Here is an 18178-nt window from a genome sequence, read left to right on the forward strand (position 1 = left end):
GGTACCGGTTAAATCGAATATGTCCGAATTTATATTTTCCATGTCCGAAGCGTATAAAAGGAGTGAAAGCATGGTTGCGGACAGGAATAAGGCCGATGCCTCCGATCTGGCAACCAGCTTGATCGATGCGAAGCTCACACTTTTGCGCGACGGCGCGGTGCAGCTTTATCGGGTGGAGAAGCAAGGTTCGTCGGTGCTCGCCGCAATCCCGCTGTCGCCTGCGCCCGAGGCCGGGCTGGCCCAACTGCGCCACGAATACGGCATTCGCGCGAGGCTCGAACATGGATTTGCGCTGCGGCCCATTCAGTTCGTGATTCACAACCAGAACCCTGCGATGCTGCTCCACGATCCGCGGGGGCAGATGTTGAACGGGCTCGTTGGCGCGGCCATGTCGCTCGAAGCGTTCATGCGCCACGCAGCGCGCATGGCGCTGGCTCTCGCCTCGGCGCATGCCGCGGGGCTCGTGCATGGCGCGCTGACGCCTGCAAACTTCATGGTTCACAACGAAGGGCGCCGCGCATGGCTCACGGGTTTTCGCGCGCTGCGGGCCGTACCTGACGCGGAGGCATTCGACAGCGACATGCTCGCGAATGTCGACCCGGAGCGCGTGCACTACGTCGCACCGGAAGCAACGGGGCGGCTGCGGCGCCCCGTTGACGCGCGCTCGGACCTGTATTCGCTGGGCTGCATCTTCTATCAGATGCTCACGGGCAGCGTGCTGTTTCCGAATCTCGCGCCCCCCGAAGAAATTCACGCGCATATCGCGAGGCGCCCGATGGACGGCAGCGCCGCGCCGGTCATCGCGCCGCAGCTATTGCCCATCCTGTTGCGCTTGCTCGCCAAGGAGCCCCAGGAGCGCTACCAGGCCGCGACCGACGTCGTCAAGGATCTGCTGGCCTTGCATGATCGCGAACGTGGGGACGACCTGGGCTCGCCGACCGCTGCGCTGGCGCTCGCGCAAGGCGCGCAGGGCATGCAGGACGTCCAGGGCGGCCGGCGCAGGTCGGATCTGCTTTTCGGGCGCGAACGCGAGATGAACCGGCTGCTGCAGGCCGTGCTCGATGCATCGGTGGGCGAGCCCACGCCGCTCGTGCTGGTGGAGGGGCCGGCCGGCATCGGCAAGACGGCGCTGGTTCAACATCTGAGGCAGCGGCTCGCCGATACGCCGCACGAATTCGCGCAGGGCAAATGCGAACAGGCGGACGGCGCGAAGCCGTATGCCAGTCTCGGCCGCGCGCTCCATGCGTTGCTGCGCAATGCGCTGGGTTATCTGCCCACGGATTTCGAGCAGCTTCAGCGGCGCATTGCCGACACGCTGGCGGACGAGGTGTCCATCGTCACCACGATTTTTCCCGAACTCGCGCGCATTGTCGGCGAGCATGCGTACCGCCCGGCGGTGTCGGCGCATGCGGAGCGCCCGCGCTTTCTGGATGCGATGACCCGCCTGCTGGGCACGTTCGCCGTGCGCGGGCGTCCGCTGATCTTTTTCCTCGACGACCTGCAATGGGCCGACGAAGGCACGGTGGAAGTGCTCACGCACGCCGCGCGCAGTCTCGCTGGCCGCCACGTGCTGTTCGTGGGCGCGATGCGGGAGAACGAAGGCAACGGCATCGGCCCGCGCGGCGGCGCGCTGCGTGCAGACGGGCTCTGGCAGAAACTGCCTTTAGGCCCGCTCTCGCACGACGACGTGGGCGCGTTGCTGACGGCATTGCTGCGAGGAACGGTAGATCAGTTCGATATGCTAAGCAATGCGATCTGGCGCTGCACGGGCGGCAATGCGCTCTTCACGATCGAGTTCGTGCGAGCGTTGATCGACGACGGCGTGCTCGCCTGCAGCGAGAGCACGCAGGAATGGCAGGCTAGCGTTCCGGCTATCGAAGGGCGCATGCGCACGCCGAATCTGATCGAGCTGATCTCGGGAAAGATCGGCACGTTGAGCGCCGATGCGAGGGCGGTGCTGCGATGCCTTGCGTTGCTCGCGGAACCTGCCGTGCTCAATACGATCGTGGCTGCGATGCGGCTCACCGGCATGCAGGTCAAGGCGGGCCTGAGCGAAGCGGTGGAGGCGCAGCTTCTCAATCTGAACGATGAGCTTTACTCGTTTGCACACGACCGCGTGCGAGACGCGGTGTACTACGGATTGAGCTTCGATGAGCGTGAATCCGGGCACCTTGAGATCGGGCGGGAATTGCTGGCAAGCCGCGAGTACCAGGCGCAATCCATTAGCGTATTCGTCGTTGCGAATCAGTTGAACGAAGCCGTGTCCATCGTGGCGGCGCCCGAACAGCGTCATCAGTTCGCCCTGGTCAATCTCGAGGCCGCGCGCAGCGCCAAGGAGGCGACGGCCTATGCTTCGGCAATTTCCTATCTCTCGCACGCGCGCACCTTTCTTCAAGGCAGCTCGGCGCCGGAAGCAGTCGGCGCGCTGATCGATTTACGCTGGGGCGAGTGCGAGTTTCTGTGCATGGAAATCAATCCGGCGTTGCGCCGCCTGAACAGCGTGCGCGCCGGTTTGCTCGACTTCAAGGAGCGCGCCGCGTTGGTCCGCGTTCGTGCGGCGCTCTACGTGACGATCGACCAACCCGATATCGCGGTGGCGGTCGGCCTGCGCTATCTCGCCGAAGAAGCCGAAGTCGCGCTGCCGCTCATGCCGACAGCGGAAGACGTCGATCGCGAATACGAGCGGTTTCGCCAGTTCCATGCGGGACGCAGCATCGACGCGCTGCTCGGTTTGCCCATGCTGCAGGACGAAGGCATGCGCAACGCGATGGACGTACTCGCCGACCTGATTCCGGCGGCGTTGTTCACCAGCCAGCGTCTCTTCGAACTGCTCATTCTGCGCATGACGAATATGGGCCTGCAGCATGGCCATTCCGATGCGTCGTGTTACGCCTATGTTTGCCTCGGCTGCGTGGTCGGCGCGCGCTATAGCGATTACCCGACTGTCGCGCGATTCGGCGAACTGGCCATGCGCTTGCCGGCGGAGCGCGGCATTGCGCAATACCAGGGGCGCGTGCAGATGTGCTACGGCACGGTCAACCTGCCCTGGACCGGTGTGGCGTCGTCGGCGCGGCGCCATATCGAGGAATCGATACGCCGGACCGCGCAGGAAGGCGACATTACCTTCTCGGTCTACGCGCGGCGCAACCTGGGCGCGAACCTGATATTCGCGGGCGTATCGCTTTCCGATGCGCAGCAGTGCGTGGAAGACGCCATCAAGGTGGCTCGCCAGGCGGGATTTTCACTGGTCATCGATGCCGTGCTCGCCCAGGCGTGGTTGATTCGCGCCATGCGCGGCTTGCCCGTGGACGTGGGGGTAGAAGACCCGAACGCCGATTACATGGCATTGCTCAAGGAGTGTTTGAGCCGTGAGTCGAACCGCGACCTCGCGGCGTTTTCGTTCTGGACTTACCAGCTTCAAACGGCCTATTTGTTCGGGCACTACGCAACGGCGTTGCGCGCCGAGGATGAGGCCAGCCGCACGGCCTGGTCGTCGCCGGCGTTCATCGAAATGGTGGATTTCATCTTCTACCGCGCGCTGCTGCGGCTCAAGCTGAGCCGTCAATCGGCGGGCCAGGCGCGCGATGCGCATCTGCAGGTCGTGCACGAACAATTAGCGGTGCTTGACGTATGGGCGGACGAGTCGCCCGACAATTTCCGCTCGCGCGAGCGGCTGGTGCGGGCCGAACTGGCGTTCGCGCGGGGAGACACGGCGGGCGCGCAAGGGCTGTACGAGGAAGCGATAGCGCTCGCCGAGCAAACGCAGGCGTTCCATCTTCAAGGCCTTGCCCGCGAACTGGCGGCGCGCTTTTGTGCGCATCAGGGCTGGCATGCCGCGGAGCAGGGCTACCTCTTGCAGGCGCGCAGCGCCTATGCGTGCTGGGGCGCCGATGCGAAGGTCAGGCAGCTCGAAGACGAATTCCCTTCGCTGGGCATAGCGCGTGCCGCGACGCCGCGGGCCACGGGCCTCACGCTCGGCGGAACGGAGCATCAGTTCGACGTGGACGCGGTGATCCGCGCGGCGCAAGCCTTGTCGGGTGAAATCTCGCTGCCGCAACTCATTCAGGTCTTGCTGGACATTGCGCTTCAGTATGCTGGCGCCGACCGCGTCGTGCTGTGCCTGCTCGAACAAGGCATGCTCAATGTCGTTGCACAGGCAACGGTTGGCAACGGTGCGGTGGAAGTGAGCTTCGAGCGCACGACGGCGTTATCGGACATCGTGGCCGCCTCCATTGCGTACACCACGCTGCGCACCAAGGAATCGGTCCTGCTGGACGACGCGCTGGCCGATTCGCACTATGGCATCGACGCGTATGTTCGGTCGCACCGCTCGCGCTCGATCATGTGCGTCCCGCTCATCAAGCAAGGTGAGCTCACGGGCTTGCTTTATCTGGAGAATAGCCAGATTTCAGGCACGTTTACGCTGGCGCGATTGCGCATACTCGAAGTGCTCGCCTCGCAGGCGGCCATTTCGCTCGAGAACGCGAAGCTCTATCAGAATATCGAGTCAGAGCACGAGCGGCGCGCGGCGGCGGAACGGCATCTTCGCGACACGCAAGGCAAGCTGGACCGCGCCGCGAATCTCACGGCGCTCGGCGAACTCGTGGCGTTTATCGTGCACGAAGTCAGTCAGCCGGTCAGTGCGATCGGCATGAGTTCGATCGCCGCCATGCAGTGGCTCGAACGCGATGTGCCTAATCTGGGCGAGGCGATCGCCATGCTCGAACAGATTTCCACGAGCAGCCAGCGCGCGGCCAATATCGTCGAGAGCATCCGGGCGATGGTCAGGAAGTCGCCGCCGAAGATCGGGCCCATGGATATCCACGAAGCGATCCGCGAAGTCGTGGGGCTGCTGCGCGAGCAGATACAGAGTAGCGGCGTGCGGGTTATAGGCAACTTCTCGGCACAGACGCTCCTCGTTGAAGGCGACCGCATCCTGCTTCAGCAGGTGATCATGAACCTGATATTGAATGCGCTCGAAGCGATGAGCGAAGCCTCAGGGCGCGAAAAGCAGATCGAGATCCAGACGAGCGGTGACGCGCATGCGGCGCTTTGGGTGTCGGTCACGGACACGGGCCCGGGCATCGCCGCAAAGGTCGTGCACAACCTTTTCGACTCGCTCGCGACTACGAAAGACGCGGGCATGGGAATGGGGCTGTCGATCTGCAAGTCGATCGTCGAGGCTCACGGCGGCCAGATCGAAGCGACTTCGCTGGAGGGCAAGGGGGCGTGCTTCCGGTTTTCGCTGCCGCAGGACAAGGGCAGCGACACGGGCCACAACAAGCGCACTGGGTCGCTGTCCTGATTGCAGGCGGATGGACCCGCTTGTGTGATGGCTTATGTGCTGGAGCGGGAGACGAGTCTCGAACTCGCGACCTCAACCTTGGCAAGGTTGCGCTCTACCAACTGAGCTACTCCCGCATGTCTGGCTCCCCGACCTGGGCTCGAACCAGGGACCTACGGATTAACAGTCCGGCGCTCTACCGACTGAGCTATCGGGGAATCAAGGAGGCCGGATTGTACAGGAGATTTTTCGATATTGCAGCTTTTTCCTGATGAATCTCGCTCGGGTGGATTTAGAGCGATGGAGTCATGAATCTAACGGTTTACGGTGTATTACCTACGCTAGAAGGTCCGGCAGCCACTCCGTGGCCCCACCGCACAAAGCAAGTCTGGATCTACCCATGGGGCCACGCGTTGTCTATCGTAGGCGGCATCGCAACCCGAACCGTAGAGGAAGCAAACCGATGTCCCTTGCCGATGCCGTCAACGATCCCGCCGCCGACAACAGCGCGGCGCCTTCGCAACGTACGCGCGTGCGCCGGGTGGCGCGACGCGCGCACTACGACGCGGCGACGCTGCACGCGATTCTTGACGACGCCTACGTCTGCCATGTCGCCTTCGCCGACGAGCACGGCGTGCATTGCATACCCACCGCATGCTGGCGCGAGGGAGATCATCTCTACATTCATGGTTCGAACGGCAGCCGCATGCTGCGCCTCGCCGCCGATGGCGCCCAGGTTTGCGTGACCGTTACGCATCTGGACGGTCTGGTGCTCGCGCGCTCGGCGTTCAATCATTCGATGAACTATCGCTCCGCCGTAATTTACGGCGTGTTCGAGGTGGTGAAGGAGGCGCACATGGCTGCCGTGCTCGACGCCTTCATGGACCACATCGCGCCGGGCCGCAAGCATGAAGTGCGGGCGGGCAATCGCAAGGAGATGGCGGCGACCACAGTGATGCGCATTGCGCTCGCGGAGTCCGTGACGAAGATTCGCACGGGCGGCCCGAAGGACGACGAGGAGGATATGGATCGGCCCGTCTGGGCAGGCGTGCTGCCGTTGACGCTTGCACCGTTGCCGCCCGAGGCCGACACCGCAACGCCGGAGCGCGAGGCCCCCGCGTACGTGAAGGCCTGGACAAACCGGCACTGCGGCTGAGCATCGATTGCGGCGTTCAGCGTCTACCGCGCCGACGTGAGGGCGTGCACCTTCGCGCGCAGCGGGTCGATGGCGAACTCGCGCGCTCTACGCAACACGCGTCGAAGCTGCTCCCCCGCAAGGGGGAATTCAGCGAGCCTGCCGCGCCATGTGAGGACGACGAAATGCGACTCATACCAGCCTTTATGATTTGACCACCGCTCCTTGTAGCTCGAGAAGTATGGCCGGAAGTCAAAATCGCGGCCGTTCTCGAGCGCCCATCTGGCCATGCTATCGACCAGCAGGTTGCCGACGGAGCGCGCGGCATAGGCTTCGTCGTAGGTCGTGATGAAATATTCCAGTTTGCGCGGTCCGACCAGGTTGACGGCCGCCGCAATGGGCACGCCGTCGAGTTTGACGAATGAGACTAAAGGCGTCGCGGCGAGATCGGTCCGCTCGGCGAGGTCGATGAAGAAGTCGCGGACGTCGTCATTCATCAGATAGGGGGCGTCGAGGCCGCGCGCGAGCACCCAGTTGCGCTTTCTCTCAAAGAGCCAGGTCAATACCGCACGCGCGTCGCTTGCGTCCTGACACCAACCGTATTCGACTGCGCCATCCTCCGATAGCCGCCTGGCCAGTCGTCGCAATGGGCGACGCAGCGAGTCGGGCCGCGTGGCGATGAAGGCGTCAAAGGTGGGGAAGCGCGACAGCTCCATAGCGTAGCCGGACAGCAAACGCCAGCGCTCCGGAAGCGAGCGCAAGACCCACGACTGCGGCGCACGCAAAAGCGCCTCGTGAAGGAGACCCTTGCACTCGACGAAGCGTATCTCCAGCAAGTCGGCGTCGACGCAACGCAATGCCCGGTAGTCCGATTCGGCGGAGCGTCAATTTCACATTCGGCTCATCAATATGTACTTCGAAAGAGATGCATATGAATATCGGAGACATATCCATATGATCCATCGAAATAAGCGATGCAGCGCGCCAAAGTATTCCGATTGCTTGAAATTGGCGGGGGACGACTAATGCGTGGAAGAGGCGTGGTAAGAGGAATGCGCGCGTGCGGTAAAACGCACCGAACCATTCGCTGAATGCGTTTGCCGTTCAGTATGTGTTGCCGGTCGATTATTCAGTTGAATGATCAACCATATGGAGATCCGACCGACGGGAAATGCTGCGCCTGGCTGAACCCGCAAGGCTTGTGTGCGGATGGACGCGAGCGGTCGCGCTCAGTAGATGGCGGACCAGAGCATGGTGGCAATGGCGGCGACGTAGATCACTGCTGTGATGATTGCCGCTACGCGTAGCGGCCGGCCGACTGCCGAACTGCTGGTGATAATGACGAGGCTTATCCCGATGCCGATCAGGGCGAGCACGAAGAGTCGCGGCAGCAGGCTCCAGCCATCCAGCCCGACCTTGAAGATAGACCAGATCAGGGCAGCGGCGAACATGGCGAAATACCACCATAGTCCGGCAGAGCGGTTCCAAAGCATCAGGATGCCCGCGCCGATCAGTGCAACACCGGCTACGAAGTAGTAAGGCGCGTGGCCCATCCAGGGTATCCATCCGCCCAGCACTGCGAAAGCCGCGCCGACGAGGATGATCCATTCTGCGGTCTCGGCAGGAGACGTCCAGCGGCGGTAAGACATAAAAGCCCCCTAGTGCAAACAAAGCGGGCTTTGCGGGCAGCATCGCTGAAGTCGGAACTCGACTCACAATGAAACGGGTCAAAGCAAAGTCCGCAGGTCGATCGTAAGCAGCCCTCGTGCCCAGGTCAAGGGTGATAACCCCTTGAATTTGTAAGAACTTCGGAACGTATTCGCATTCAAATTACTCGCGCGAAAGAAATGCGCGTCGAAGGGATTGGCGATAGTCGACATTACCGGGTCGACGCCATTCGCCCGGCAAGAGTTGCGAAGCAAACCACGTGCGCGAAGGCGCAGGCGTCAACATTACTGCCGGCGCCTGTGGCGAGCATGGCGCGCTTCATCGCTGTATCTCAAGCGCTCATAACGTGGGGAAACCCGTGCCGTTGGTCCATATCGTTAGCGGCGCTTTCGATCTGAGAAATGCTTGGTTCCTTCGCACGCGTCGTACCGATAGGCTGCGTACTTCGCCAGCGCGAATGTCCGGTGTCAGCGCAACGGCAACAATAAGAAGGAAATTCGAAAATGAGAAAAAGCATCTGGGGCGCAGTGCCAGGCGCACTGTTGACGGCGCTTCTGGTCGTGGCATCGAGTGCTGCGCATGCGGATCGTTTGGACGACATCAAGCGGGCGGGCGTGTTGCGCGTGGCTGCATTCGACAGCAATCCGCCGTTCGGTTTCGTCGATCCGAAAGACAATCAGATCGCTGGGCTCGACGTGGATTATGCGCGCGCCGTGGCGAAGAGCCTCGGTGTGAAGCTCGAAATTCAGCCCACCAATCCCGCCAATCGCATCGCGTTCCTGAAGTCGGGCAAAGTCGATCTGGTATTTGCCAACTTTACGATTACCGACGATCGCAAAAAGGAAGTGGATTTCAGTACGCCGTATTTCGCGTCCGGCACGCAGTTCATTGCGAAGAAGGGCGTGCTCAAGTCTTCGGAACAACTCAACGGCCTGCGTATCGGCGCAGACAAAGGCACGACCAACGAGCAGCAGGTACGCGCGAAATTCCCGAACGCCACCATCGTCGCCTATGACGACACGCCGTTCGCATTCGCGGCGCTGCGCACGGGCAACGTGCAGGCCATTACGCAGGACGGTCCGAAACTCGTCGCGCTGCTTGCGCGTGCGCCGGACAAGGCGAACTACGAAATTTCCCCGTTCACGATCTCGAACGACTACGAAGGCGTTGGCGTGCCCAAAGGCGAAACGCGCTTGCTCGACGTGGTGAACAGCACGCTGACGCATCTGGAAGCCGACGGCGAAGCCGCGCAGATTTACGACAAATGGTTCGGCCCGAAGAGTGCGGCTCCGCTGCCCCGTCTCTTCAAGATCGGCGATCCGCAAAAGAACAGTTGAGCGCTGCGCCCGATTCATGCATAACTGGCTTGAACCGAAGTATCTCGCGTGGCTCGAACAGGGCTTCTTCGTTACGCTGATGCTCTCTGCCTGCGCGGCGTCGTGCGCGACGCCGCTGGGCTTTCTGCTGGCGGTTGCGCGCACCGCCCGCACCCGCGCGATTGCACGCGGGGCGGCGCTCTATGTGTTTGTCTTTCGCAATTCGCCGCTCCTCGTTCAATTGCTGTTTTGGTACTTCGGCGCCGCGGCCGTGTTGCCAGCCGCCTGGATGACCTGGCTTAACACCCCGCACGTGGCAACGCTCGGGCCGCTCGCGCTCCGCTGGCCGAGTTTCGAATGGTTCGCTGGCTGGGTCGGACTGACCTGCTATACCACCGCTTTCATCGGCGAAGAGTTTCTTGCGGGCATGCGCGGCGTGAACGGCGCCCAGTGGCACGCCGCTGCGGCGCTTGGCATGGGCCGCTACGCGACCCTGCGCCATGTGATCCTGCCGCAGGCATTGCGCATTGCGACGCCGCCGCTCGCCGGCCAATACATGAATGTGATCAAGAACTCGTCGCTGACGATGGCGATAGGCGTTGGCGAACTGTCGTACATGTCGCGCCAGGTCGACACCGAAAGCTTCAGGACGTTTCAGGCATTCGGAACCGCGACCGTATTCTATGTGCTGGCCATCGCGGTGATCGAGGTCGCGCTGGTGGTCTGGCAACGCGCAGGCCTGCGCGGTTGGCAGCGAGGCCGTGCATGAACGAATTCGAGTGGCTTCCTGCTTTGCGCTATCTGATGATCGGCGCGTTTCCCGCGGGGCCGCTGGGCGGCGTCGCGCTGACGATCGCGCTCTCGGTCGTCTCGGCGCTGCTCTCGGCGTTGATCGGACTCGCCGTTGGCGGCGCGCTCGCCATGACGCGCTCAGGCGTGCGTCTCGCACTGACCGCCGTTGTCGCGTTCTTTCGCGCGATACCCGTGCTGATGCTGATTTTCTGGACCTTCTTCCTGATGCCGATCTTGCTGCACGTGGACGTTCCGGGTCTTGCGGCCGTCGTATGCGCGCTCGCGCTGATCGGCGGCGCGTATCTTTCGCACTCGGTCTATGCGGGCATCGCGTCGATCAGCGAAGGGCAGCGCCAGGCAGCGCTCTCGCTTGGCCTGACGCCCTGGCAGGCATTACGCGAAGTCATCCTGCCGCAAGCCGTGCGGGTCATGATGCCGTCGTTCGTCAACCAGTGGGTCGCCTTGATCAAGGACACGTCGCTCGCCTATATCGTCGGCGTGCCGGAATTCACCTTCCTCGCCAATCAGCTCAACAATCGGCTGCTCGTGTATCCGGCGCAAATCTTCCTGTTCGTCGGGTTCGTTTATCTGCTGCTGTGCGGTGCGCTGCAGTGGTTTGCCAATACGCTGCTCGCGCGCCGCAAGCTGACGCGGCGAAACGGGAGCGAAACTGCTGCAGGCGTTGCACACTCCGGGCAACGCAACGAAGCTATCGGTTCGGACGAGCCAGTGGTGGACTTGTCAACGCGTCACCCAGCTTCTCAATGAGAAATTCGGCGAAGACGGCTACCGCGGGCGGCACGGGTGGACGGCTCGTGTAGACGAGCTGCAAGCCGAGGTTGGTGCTCGAGCGTCGATAAGTGGGAAGCACGCGCACCAGTTTCCCTTCCGCCAAGACGGGCTCGACGAGCAGCTGCGGCAGCAGCGCGATACCGAGTCCGGCGATGCAGGCCTGCGTCAGCACTCGCATGTCGTTGACCGCGAACCGGCTATTGATCGACACGTCCTGACTGCCGCGCGCACTCTGCAAGTGCCAGGTGTTGCGACCCTGGCGATTCGAAATCGTCAGGCAGTCGTGTTCGGCGAGTTCACGCAGCGTACGCGGAGCGGGGCGCCGTTTCAGATAGGCCGGGCTCGCCGCGAGGATCATCTCGCTCGGCGCCAGCCTGCGCACCCTGAAGCCGCTGCCGGTCTCGACGCCCATGCGCAAGGCCAGGTCGATACGCTCGGCGATCAGGTCGGACGGCGTATCGTCGAGTACGAACTCAATGCTGATGTGGGGATAGCGCGCGTAGAATTCGACCAGCCATTCCATGTGGAAGACTTCGAACAGGCCGGCCAAAGCGGTGATGCGAACCGAGCCGGAGGGCGTCTGCTCGTCGGCATGGAGCCGCCCGATTTCGAGGATCTGGTCGATCGCCGGCGCATAGCGCTCGAACAGCGTTTGCCCTTCCGTGCTGAGCGTGAGCTTGCGCGTCGAGCGATGCAACAGGCGAGTGCTTAGTTGTCCTTCGAGCTGATCGATGCGCCGGCTCAGTGTATTGGCCGGCATGCGCAGACGCCGCGCCGCCTCGGAAAAGCTTCCCGCGCGAACTACCTCCACGAACAACGCCAGATCATTCAGATCGAGCATGCTATTGCTCCATAAATGGATAAATGCAATCCGATTCTACCATCTAGTGTGAAGCGTTTCTCGATCCCATACTTGGGATTCGTAGCGATTGCGCCCACCGGCGCCGCAACCTAACGTCTTAAGGAAACGCTCATGAAACTCTTGCACGTAGACTCCAGCATCCTCGGTCAAGGCTCCGTCAGCCGTGAGTTGTCGGCGAATGTCGTCGCGACGTTCCGGGGCAGCCATCGGGACCTGACGGTCACACGCCTCGACCTGGCCGCCACGCCGATCGGCCATCTTACGGCGGCACACCTCGCGGCCGCGCAAGGCGCACCAGTCGACGACGAACTGAAAACCGACATTGCCTTGGGCGCGGCCGCGCTGGATGCGTTCCTCGCCGCCGATATCGTGGTGATCGGCGCGCCGATGTACAACCTCGGCGTGCCCTCGCAACTGAAGGCCTGGATCGACCGCATCTCCGTTGCTGGGAAGACGTTCCGCTACGGAGACCAGGGCCCGGTCGGACTGTGTGGCGGCAAGAAACTCGTCATTGCCTCGTCGCGTGGCGGCGTATACAGCGAAGGTTCGCCCGCTGCGCTGTTCGATCATCAGGAAACCTATCTAAAGGTCGCCTTCGGATTTCTGGGTATCACGGATATCACGTTCATTCGCGCGGAAGGTGTGGCAATGGGCACGGAGGCGCGTGATGGTGCGATGGATGCGGCGAGGAAAGACACCGCCGCACTCGCGGCGTGAGCCAACGCCGCCAGTCATCGAAATTCACGCCAGCAGGCGACGAAGTTTGCCGCATGAGTCAAGGCGAACTTCGCAATGCCTGCGCTCAACTGAAAAGACAAACCCCGGAAATCTGGAGAACGACCCATGAATGCCGTCATTCCAACTCCGCCCGCACCCAACGTCATTAGCGGACGTAACGTGATCTTTCGCACGCGCGGACGTGCGCACGGGCCGGTCGTGCGCATGGTCAGCCCCAACGACATTGGCGAGATGATCAAGCCGTTCGTATTTCTCGATCTCATCGATACGCAAGAGGCGATTGGCGAGCCGGGTTTCGGCTGGCATCCGCATTCGGGCATCGCGACCTTGACCCTCGCGATGGAAGGACGCGGGCGCTATGCCGAATCGACCGGCCATGAAGGAACGATGGGGCCGGGCGACATCGAATGGATGAGCGCTGGCCGCGGCGTGTGGCATACCGGCTCGGTCGAGCCTCCGATCAAGGCGTTCCAGTTGTGGGTTGCCTTGCCGCCCGAGCGCGAACTGGCGCCCGCGTTCAGCCAGCATCTATCTGCTGGCGAGATCCCATCGGACGGCCCGGCGCGCGTGCTCCTCGGTCGTAGCGGCAACGCGGTCAGCCCGGTCGATGCGCCTGGCGGCATCAACTATTTCGTCGTGCAGCTCAAGGCTGGCGAGCACTGGACCTGCCAGCCGCCGCGGGGCCACGATGTCGGCTGGGTCGCGGTGATGGACGGCAGCCTGCGTACGCCCGAGCCCGTCGGCGAAGGTGAACTGGCCGTATTCGACCGCTCCGATGCGGCGATCGAGTTCCGGGCGATGACCGACGTGCGCTTCGTGCTCGGTACGGCGATTGCGCATCCGCACGATCTACACGTCGGCTACTACTCGGTGCATACTAGCCCCGCCGCACTGATCGAAGGCGAAAGGGAGATCGCGCGCATCGGTCGCGATCTGCGCGCCAGCGGCGTGGTGCGCTGATGCACACGCGTGGGCAGGAGCCGTGATATGACGCATGGAATCGACGAACGAAAACGCTGGCTGGCACTCATGGTGCTGTGCCTCGGCGTGCTGATGATCGTGCTGGACACGACCATCGTGAACGTTGCACTGCCGTCCATCCGGGCGGACCTGAAATTCACCGAGACCTCGCTCGTGTGGGTCGTCAACGCCTATATGCTGACGTTCGGCGGCTTCCTGCTGCTGGGCGGGCGGCTCGGCGACCTGTTTGGCCATCGGTGTTTGTTCCTGCTGGGTATCACGGTGTTTACGCTGGCTTCGGCGGCCTGCGGCGTCGCTAATTCGCAAGGAATCCTGATTGCGGCACGCGCCGTTCAAGGCTTGGGCGGCGCGGTGGTTTCGGCCGTGTCGCTCTCACTCATCATGAGCCTGTTCACTTCGCCGGCGGACCGCGCGAAGGCCATGGGCATCTACGGGTTCGTGGGCGGGGGCGGCGGCAGTATCGGCGTGCTGCTGGGCGGCTTGCTCACCAGTGCGCTGAGCTGGCACTGGATCTTCCTCGTCAACCTGCCGATCGGCGTGGCCGTGTATGCGGGGTGCGTGGCGCTGCTGCCGGCGGGCAAGCCGCTCGCGGATCGCGCGCGGCTGGATGTGGCGGGCGCGATCGCCGTGACCGCTTCGCTCATGCTGGCCGTGTACGCCGTCGTGCATGGCAACGAAGCGGGCTGGACGTCCGCACAAACGCTCGTCCAGCTAGGGATTGCCATCGCGCTCCTGATCGTGTTCCTCGTGATCGAATCGCGCGTGTCGCATCCGCTCATGCCGCTGCACATGTTCGCGCTGCGCAACGTGGCCACGGCCAATGTGGTGGGCGTGCTGTGGGCCGCTGCGCTGTTCGCGTGGTTCTTCATCTCCGCGCTCTACATGCAGCGCTTGCTGAACTACAGCGCAATGCAGGTGGGGCTCGCGTTCCTGCCGTCCAACATCATCATGGCGGCCTTTTCGCTGGGGCTTTCGGCAAGGCTGGTGATGCGCTTTGGGATTCGCGCGCCGCTGACGGTCGGTTTGCTGCTGGCGGCAGCCGGGCTGGCGCTGTTCGCGCGTGCGCCGGTCGGGGGCAGCTACATGTTCGACGTGTTGCCGGGCATGGTGCTGATGGGTCTCGGGGCGGGCGTGGCCTTCAACCCGGTCTTGCTGGCCGCGATGAGCGATGTCGCGCCGGACGAGTCGGGCCTGGCCTCGGGCGTGGTCAACACGTCGTTCATGATGGGCGGAGCGCTGGGCCTCGCCATCCTCGCGAGCCTCGCGGCCGCGCGCACGGACAAACTGGCCGCGGCGGGCGCCGAAGCCGCTGCGGCCCTCAACGGCGGCTATCACCTCGCATTCCTGCTGGGGGCCATTGCGGCATTGCTGGCCTCGGCTCTTGCCGCGGCGTTCGTGCGCACGCGCACCCACGGTCAGGGGCAGCGGGAGGCGCAAGACGAGGCTTCCAGCGTTCTCGGCTCCTGATCCGCGTGGTGTTCGTTATCGTTTCGCAGAAGGCAACGTCGCTCAGTGTGGCGGCCATTGCATCTCCATGTTTGCCGCTATGTGCCGCGAACCTGATTGAGGGAAGCATGGCGGAACGAAACTGTGTCGTCGTTCATCAAAGGCTGACGATACGGACCAATTCGAGGTACGTGGCGCTGTACTGATCGCCGTGTATTTGCAGATGGGCAGTTGAGTTACCCGTTATTCCAGGCGTCACAAACCTCCCGATCCCGGCGTCGCCGGAAACGTTGAAAGGAGCCTGTTATGTCGAAAGTTCTGGTGCTGTACTACTCCACCTATGGGCATGTCGAAGCCATGGCCGAGGCCGTTGCAGAGGGCGCCCGCGCCGCGGGTGCCAGCGCCGACGTCAAGCGTGTACCTGAAACCGTGCCACAGGATATCGCCGCAGCCGGCCATTTCAAGCTCGACCAGAAGGCGCCGGTCGCAGTCGTTGCGGATCTCGCCAATTACGACGCCATCGTCATCGGAACGCCGACCCGCTTTGGGCGCATGTCGTCGCAGATGGCGGCGTTTCTGGACCAGGCCGGCGGCCTGTGGATGAGCGGTGCGCTCAACGGCAAGGTCGGCGGTGCTTTCACATCGACGGCCACGCAGCACGGCGGGCAGGAGGCCACGCTCTTTTCGGTCATCGCCAACCTGTTGCACTTCGGCATGGTCGTCATCGGTCTGCCATACAGCTATCAAGCGCAGATGACGCTGGATGAGATCGCGGGCGGGGCTCCCTACGGCGCGACGACGATTGCTGGCGGACAGGGACAGCGGCAGCCGAGCAAGATCGACCTGGACGGCGCCCGCTTCCAGGGGGAATTGATCGCGAAGGCAGCGAACAAGCTGTTCGGCTAACCGGCCGCCTGCGGGTCGGTTCTGGACGATATTCCGAGCTGCCTGTGAAGGGGATTCGCTAGCGAAGCGTGGCCCGTGACGGATCCCCCTTCGCTAGCGTCATGGTGGCGCCGTGCGCGTGACGCGCATTCGCCTCAGTCTTGACATCGAACGAGCGTAAACAGCGAGCAGGAGCCTTGCACCGTGAAATCAGATGGAGAATATTCATTCGAGTTGGGATCCTCCGAAAACAACAAGTGGAGGGTGTCGGAATCGGAGATTGATCTGAGCGTTAGCGCTCGACCAACCAGAAAGATAAGGCTTGCCGCGGAGCCGAAAAACATCGTGCTTGACACTTCGCGCAGCGCGATCGTCGTGATCGACATGCAGAACGACTTCTGCTCGAAGGAAGGTCGAGTCGATCGCCAGGGTGGAGACATTTCGAAGCTTCGTGGACCGATTGCGGGACTCAATCAGATCCTCCCGGTTTTCCGCGACTGGGGTTCGCCGGTCATCTGGGTGAATTGGGGTCTTCGCCCGGACCTTGCAAACAGCTTCCCGACCCACTTTAATGGCTTCAAGAAAGATGCTTCAGCAATCGGTCCCGGCGAATCGTACTCCGATGAATCGGGGAGGGCGCTGGTGGCCGGTTCATGGGATTCGGCTATCACAGAGGGTCTTGCGCCGCAGCCGGGTGATATGGCTGTCGATAAATACCGGGTCAGTGCGTTTTGGGACACTCCTCTCGACAGCATGCTGCGGAACCACAAGATCGACACTGTGTTTTTCGCTGGAGTCAACATCGATCAGTGCGTTCTGCATTCGCTGGTTGACGCTCACTGCCTGGGCTATAACTGCGTCCTGCTCGCTGACTGTAGCGCGACGACCTCGCCAGATTTTTGCGTCGAAGCGACCTGCTATAACGTCAAGCGGTGCTTTGGTTTTGTGTCGAACGCCGTCGATATCCTCAAGGCGGACATTAGCCTCTAGTCGATCAAGCATCGCGGTGGGCCATTCCGGCTTATTTCCAGCCACGCACCGGAAATGGCCCTGCCTGATAGAACGGTTGCCTGAGCGGTTGCCTGAGCGGCTCCGATTATCGAACCACGGTCTTGTCATTCCATGCGTTCTGGCCGTACTGGCGCACCGTTATTGCCCCGTTCTTGATGTCACCCTTGTCATCGAACTGAATGCGACCGGTCACGCCTTCGACCGTGTCGCTGCGCAGTTTCGCCAGGTAGACTTTGGGATCCACGGAGTTGGCTGCTTGCATGGCGTTTGCCATTGCGAGCACCGCATCATACGCGTAGGGGGCATACAGTTGTACCGGTGTGCCGAAGCGCTCCTGAAAGCGTTTGAAGAATGCCGGACCCTGGGGCATGCTCGCAGTCGGAACGCCCGCGAGCGTGCAATAGACGTTGTCGTTCATTGCGGACCCTGCAAGTTTGATTAGCTGCAACGTGCATGCCGCGTCGCCGACAATGACAGGCGCCGTCAATCCGAGCGCCCGAGCCTGCTTGAGAAATGCCGCAGCAGACGTGTCGACGCTAACGAAGGCAATGCCGTCCGGCCGGTGGTTTTTTACAGTGGTGAGGACTGCCATCCAGTTGACCGTTTTATCAGTGCCGTACTCTCGATCGACCACTTCGCCTCCGGCGGCCACGACAGCCTTGGCGACCTCATCTGCCAGGCCCTGGCCATATGCAGTGCGATCGTCGACGATGGCAATCTTCTTGCCCTGGAGGTTTTTAACCAGGTAAGTACCGATGACAGATCCTTGACGGCTATCGTTCGCGACCATTCGGAAGACGGTTTTAAAGCCTTGATTCGTTAGCGTGGGATTCGTTGCGGACTCGGTGATCATAGGTATCCCAGCTTCGGCGTAGACTTTTGACGCCGGGATCGAAGTGCCCGAATTCTGGTGGCCAACGACGCCGGCAACACGATCGTCGACGAGTTTTTGCGCGACAGTGACAGCCGTCTTCGGGTCAGCCGCGTCATCCTGGGAATCCAGGGCGAAGATCACCGTCTGTCCGCCGATCCTGATTTTCTTTGCGTTCAGGTCTTCGATTGCCAGTCGTGCGCCGTCTTCGCTGTCCTTGCCAATATGAGCGATTTCTCCCGTCAGGGGGGCCGCCACGCCAATCTTGACGGTCGTATCTGCGTGCGCCACGCAGGTTTGTGCAACGGCAAAAACAGCGAGTGCATGCAGCGCGATTCGCGAATAGTTCATGGTCGGATCTCAAGCAGGTTGGTGAGAGGCTGTCGCCCGTACGGTC

The 18178-nt window shown here is 62.3% G+C and carries 14 protein-coding genes and 2 tRNA genes; 10 read left to right on the forward strand and 6 right to left on the reverse strand.

Translation table 11 applies throughout. The features are described 5' to 3' along the window. The first annotated feature begins 70 nt into the window (after positions 1-70). The gene (locus VSR72_RS24740) at positions 71-5305 is read left to right on the forward strand and encodes an AAA family ATPase (protein ID WP_342954972.1); all 5235 of its coding nucleotides are present in this window, start codon (positions 71-73) and stop codon (positions 5303-5305) included. A 40-nt stretch (positions 5306-5345) separates the two neighbouring features. Here the strand turns inward: VSR72_RS24740 and VSR72_RS24745 are convergent. After that, positions 5346-5421 (reverse strand) — tRNA-Gly (locus VSR72_RS24745). 5 nt (positions 5422-5426) lie between these two features. Continuing rightward, a tRNA-Asn gene (locus VSR72_RS24750) sits at positions 5427-5502 on the reverse strand. Positions 5503-5684: 182 nt separating this feature from the next. Between VSR72_RS24750 and VSR72_RS24755 the strand changes: the two genes are divergently transcribed. Beyond that, positions 5685-6440 (forward strand): pyridoxamine 5'-phosphate oxidase family protein, encoded by a 756-nt coding sequence (locus tag VSR72_RS24755; RefSeq protein ID WP_342954973.1) that lies wholly within the window; start codon positions 5685-5687, stop codon positions 6438-6440. A 23-nt stretch (positions 6441-6463) separates the two neighbouring features. Here VSR72_RS24755 and VSR72_RS24760 read toward each other — a convergent pair whose 3' ends face one another. Both VSR72_RS24760 and VSR72_RS24765 read right to left on the reverse strand, forming a co-directional pair. Beyond that, the gene (locus VSR72_RS24760) at positions 6464-7255 is read right to left on the reverse strand and encodes a GNAT family N-acetyltransferase (protein ID WP_342954974.1); all 792 of its coding nucleotides are present in this window, start codon (positions 7253-7255) and stop codon (positions 6464-6466) included. A 393-nt stretch (positions 7256-7648) separates the two neighbouring features. Continuing rightward, on the reverse strand, positions 7649-8068 hold the full coding sequence (locus VSR72_RS24765) for a hypothetical protein (protein WP_342954975.1): 420 nt from the start codon (positions 8066-8068) through the stop codon (positions 7649-7651). Positions 8069-8590: 522 nt separating this feature from the next. Between VSR72_RS24765 and VSR72_RS24770 the strand changes: the two genes are divergently transcribed. From VSR72_RS24770 to VSR72_RS24780, 3 genes are read left to right on the forward strand one after another with little or no spacing between them, the layout of a single operon-like run. Further along, positions 8591-9424 (forward strand): ABC transporter substrate-binding protein, encoded by an 834-nt coding sequence (locus tag VSR72_RS24770; RefSeq protein ID WP_342954976.1) that lies wholly within the window; start codon positions 8591-8593, stop codon positions 9422-9424. A gap of 16 nt (positions 9425-9440) precedes the next feature. Then, the gene (locus VSR72_RS24775; protein WP_342954977.1) at positions 9441-10172 is read left to right on the forward strand and encodes an amino acid ABC transporter permease; all 732 of its coding nucleotides are present in this window, start codon (positions 9441-9443) and stop codon (positions 10170-10172) included. Then, complete coding sequence (locus VSR72_RS24780) at positions 10169-10963, forward strand: amino acid ABC transporter permease (protein WP_342954978.1); 795 nt, start codon at positions 10169-10171, stop codon at positions 10961-10963. The genes VSR72_RS24775 and VSR72_RS24780 overlap by 4 nt, the downstream gene beginning before the upstream one ends. Here the strand turns inward: VSR72_RS24780 and VSR72_RS24785 are convergent. Further along, positions 10905-11828: a LysR family transcriptional regulator gene (locus VSR72_RS24785; protein ID WP_342954979.1), complete on the reverse strand. Its 924-nt coding sequence runs from the start codon at positions 11826-11828 to the stop codon at positions 10905-10907. The genes VSR72_RS24780 and VSR72_RS24785 overlap by 59 nt on opposite strands. A 132-nt stretch (positions 11829-11960) precedes the next feature. On the opposite strand from VSR72_RS24785, the gene VSR72_RS24790 reads away from it, so the two are divergent. From VSR72_RS24790 to VSR72_RS24810, 5 genes are all read left to right on the forward strand, one after another. Then, positions 11961-12566 (forward strand): NAD(P)H-dependent oxidoreductase, encoded by a 606-nt coding sequence (locus VSR72_RS24790; protein WP_342954980.1) that lies wholly within the window; start codon positions 11961-11963, stop codon positions 12564-12566. A gap of 126 nt (positions 12567-12692) precedes the next feature. Beyond that, positions 12693-13547: a pirin family protein gene (locus tag VSR72_RS24795; protein WP_342954981.1), complete on the forward strand. Its 855-nt coding sequence runs from the start codon at positions 12693-12695 to the stop codon at positions 13545-13547. A 27-nt stretch (positions 13548-13574) separates the two neighbouring features. Beyond that, a complete protein-coding gene (locus VSR72_RS24800; protein ID WP_342954982.1) occupies positions 13575-15035 on the forward strand; it encodes a DHA2 family efflux MFS transporter permease subunit in 1461 nt (486 codons plus the stop codon). 285 nt (positions 15036-15320) lie between these two features. Beyond that, positions 15321-15920, forward strand: coding sequence for an NAD(P)H:quinone oxidoreductase (wrbA, locus tag VSR72_RS24805; protein ID WP_342954983.1), 600 nt, complete (start codon positions 15321-15323; stop codon positions 15918-15920). A 183-nt stretch (positions 15921-16103) separates the two neighbouring features. Beyond that, the gene (locus tag VSR72_RS24810; protein ID WP_342954984.1) at positions 16104-16889 is read left to right on the forward strand and encodes a cysteine hydrolase family protein; all 786 of its coding nucleotides are present in this window, start codon (positions 16104-16106) and stop codon (positions 16887-16889) included. 106 nt (positions 16890-16995) lie between these two features. On the opposite strand, the gene VSR72_RS24815 is transcribed toward VSR72_RS24810, so the two are convergent. After that, positions 16996-18132, reverse strand: a complete 1137-nt coding sequence (locus VSR72_RS24815) for a branched-chain amino acid ABC transporter substrate-binding protein (protein ID WP_342954985.1) — start codon at positions 18130-18132, stop codon at positions 16996-16998. Positions 18133-18178 lie beyond the last annotated feature (46 nt).

Source organism: Paraburkholderia sp. JHI869 (assembly GCF_038900775.1).
In the GTDB taxonomy this organism is placed as follows: Bacteria; Pseudomonadota; Gammaproteobacteria; order Burkholderiales; family Burkholderiaceae; genus Paraburkholderia.

Coding starts and splice junctions, on each gene's coding strand:
- VSR72_RS24780 (WP_342954978.1), top strand. CDS start 10,169: ATGAACGAATTCGAGTGGCTTCCTGCTTTGCGCTATCTGATGATCGGC.
- VSR72_RS24785 (WP_342954979.1), bottom strand. CDS start 11,828: ATGCTCGATCTGAATGATCTGGCGTTGTTCGTGGAGGTAGTTCGCGCG.
- VSR72_RS24740 (WP_342954972.1), top strand. CDS start 71: ATGGTTGCGGACAGGAATAAGGCCGATGCCTCCGATCTGGCAACCAGC.
- VSR72_RS24795 (WP_342954981.1), top strand. CDS start 12,693: ATGAATGCCGTCATTCCAACTCCGCCCGCACCCAACGTCATTAGCGGA.
- VSR72_RS24765 (WP_342954975.1), bottom strand. CDS start 8,068: ATGTCTTACCGCCGCTGGACGTCTCCTGCCGAGACCGCAGAATGGATC.
- VSR72_RS24770 (WP_342954976.1), top strand. CDS start 8,591: ATGAGAAAAAGCATCTGGGGCGCAGTGCCAGGCGCACTGTTGACGGCG.
- VSR72_RS24800 (WP_342954982.1), top strand. CDS start 13,575: ATGACGCATGGAATCGACGAACGAAAACGCTGGCTGGCACTCATGGTG.
- VSR72_RS24815 (WP_342954985.1), bottom strand. CDS start 18,132: ATGAACTATTCGCGAATCGCGCTGCATGCACTCGCTGTTTTTGCCGTT.
- wrbA (WP_342954983.1), top strand. CDS start 15,321: ATGTCGAAAGTTCTGGTGCTGTACTACTCCACCTATGGGCATGTCGAA.
- VSR72_RS24775 (WP_342954977.1), top strand. CDS start 9,441: ATGCATAACTGGCTTGAACCGAAGTATCTCGCGTGGCTCGAACAGGGC.
- VSR72_RS24755 (WP_342954973.1), top strand. CDS start 5,685: ATGGGGCCACGCGTTGTCTATCGTAGGCGGCATCGCAACCCGAACCGT.
- VSR72_RS24790 (WP_342954980.1), top strand. CDS start 11,961: ATGAAACTCTTGCACGTAGACTCCAGCATCCTCGGTCAAGGCTCCGTC.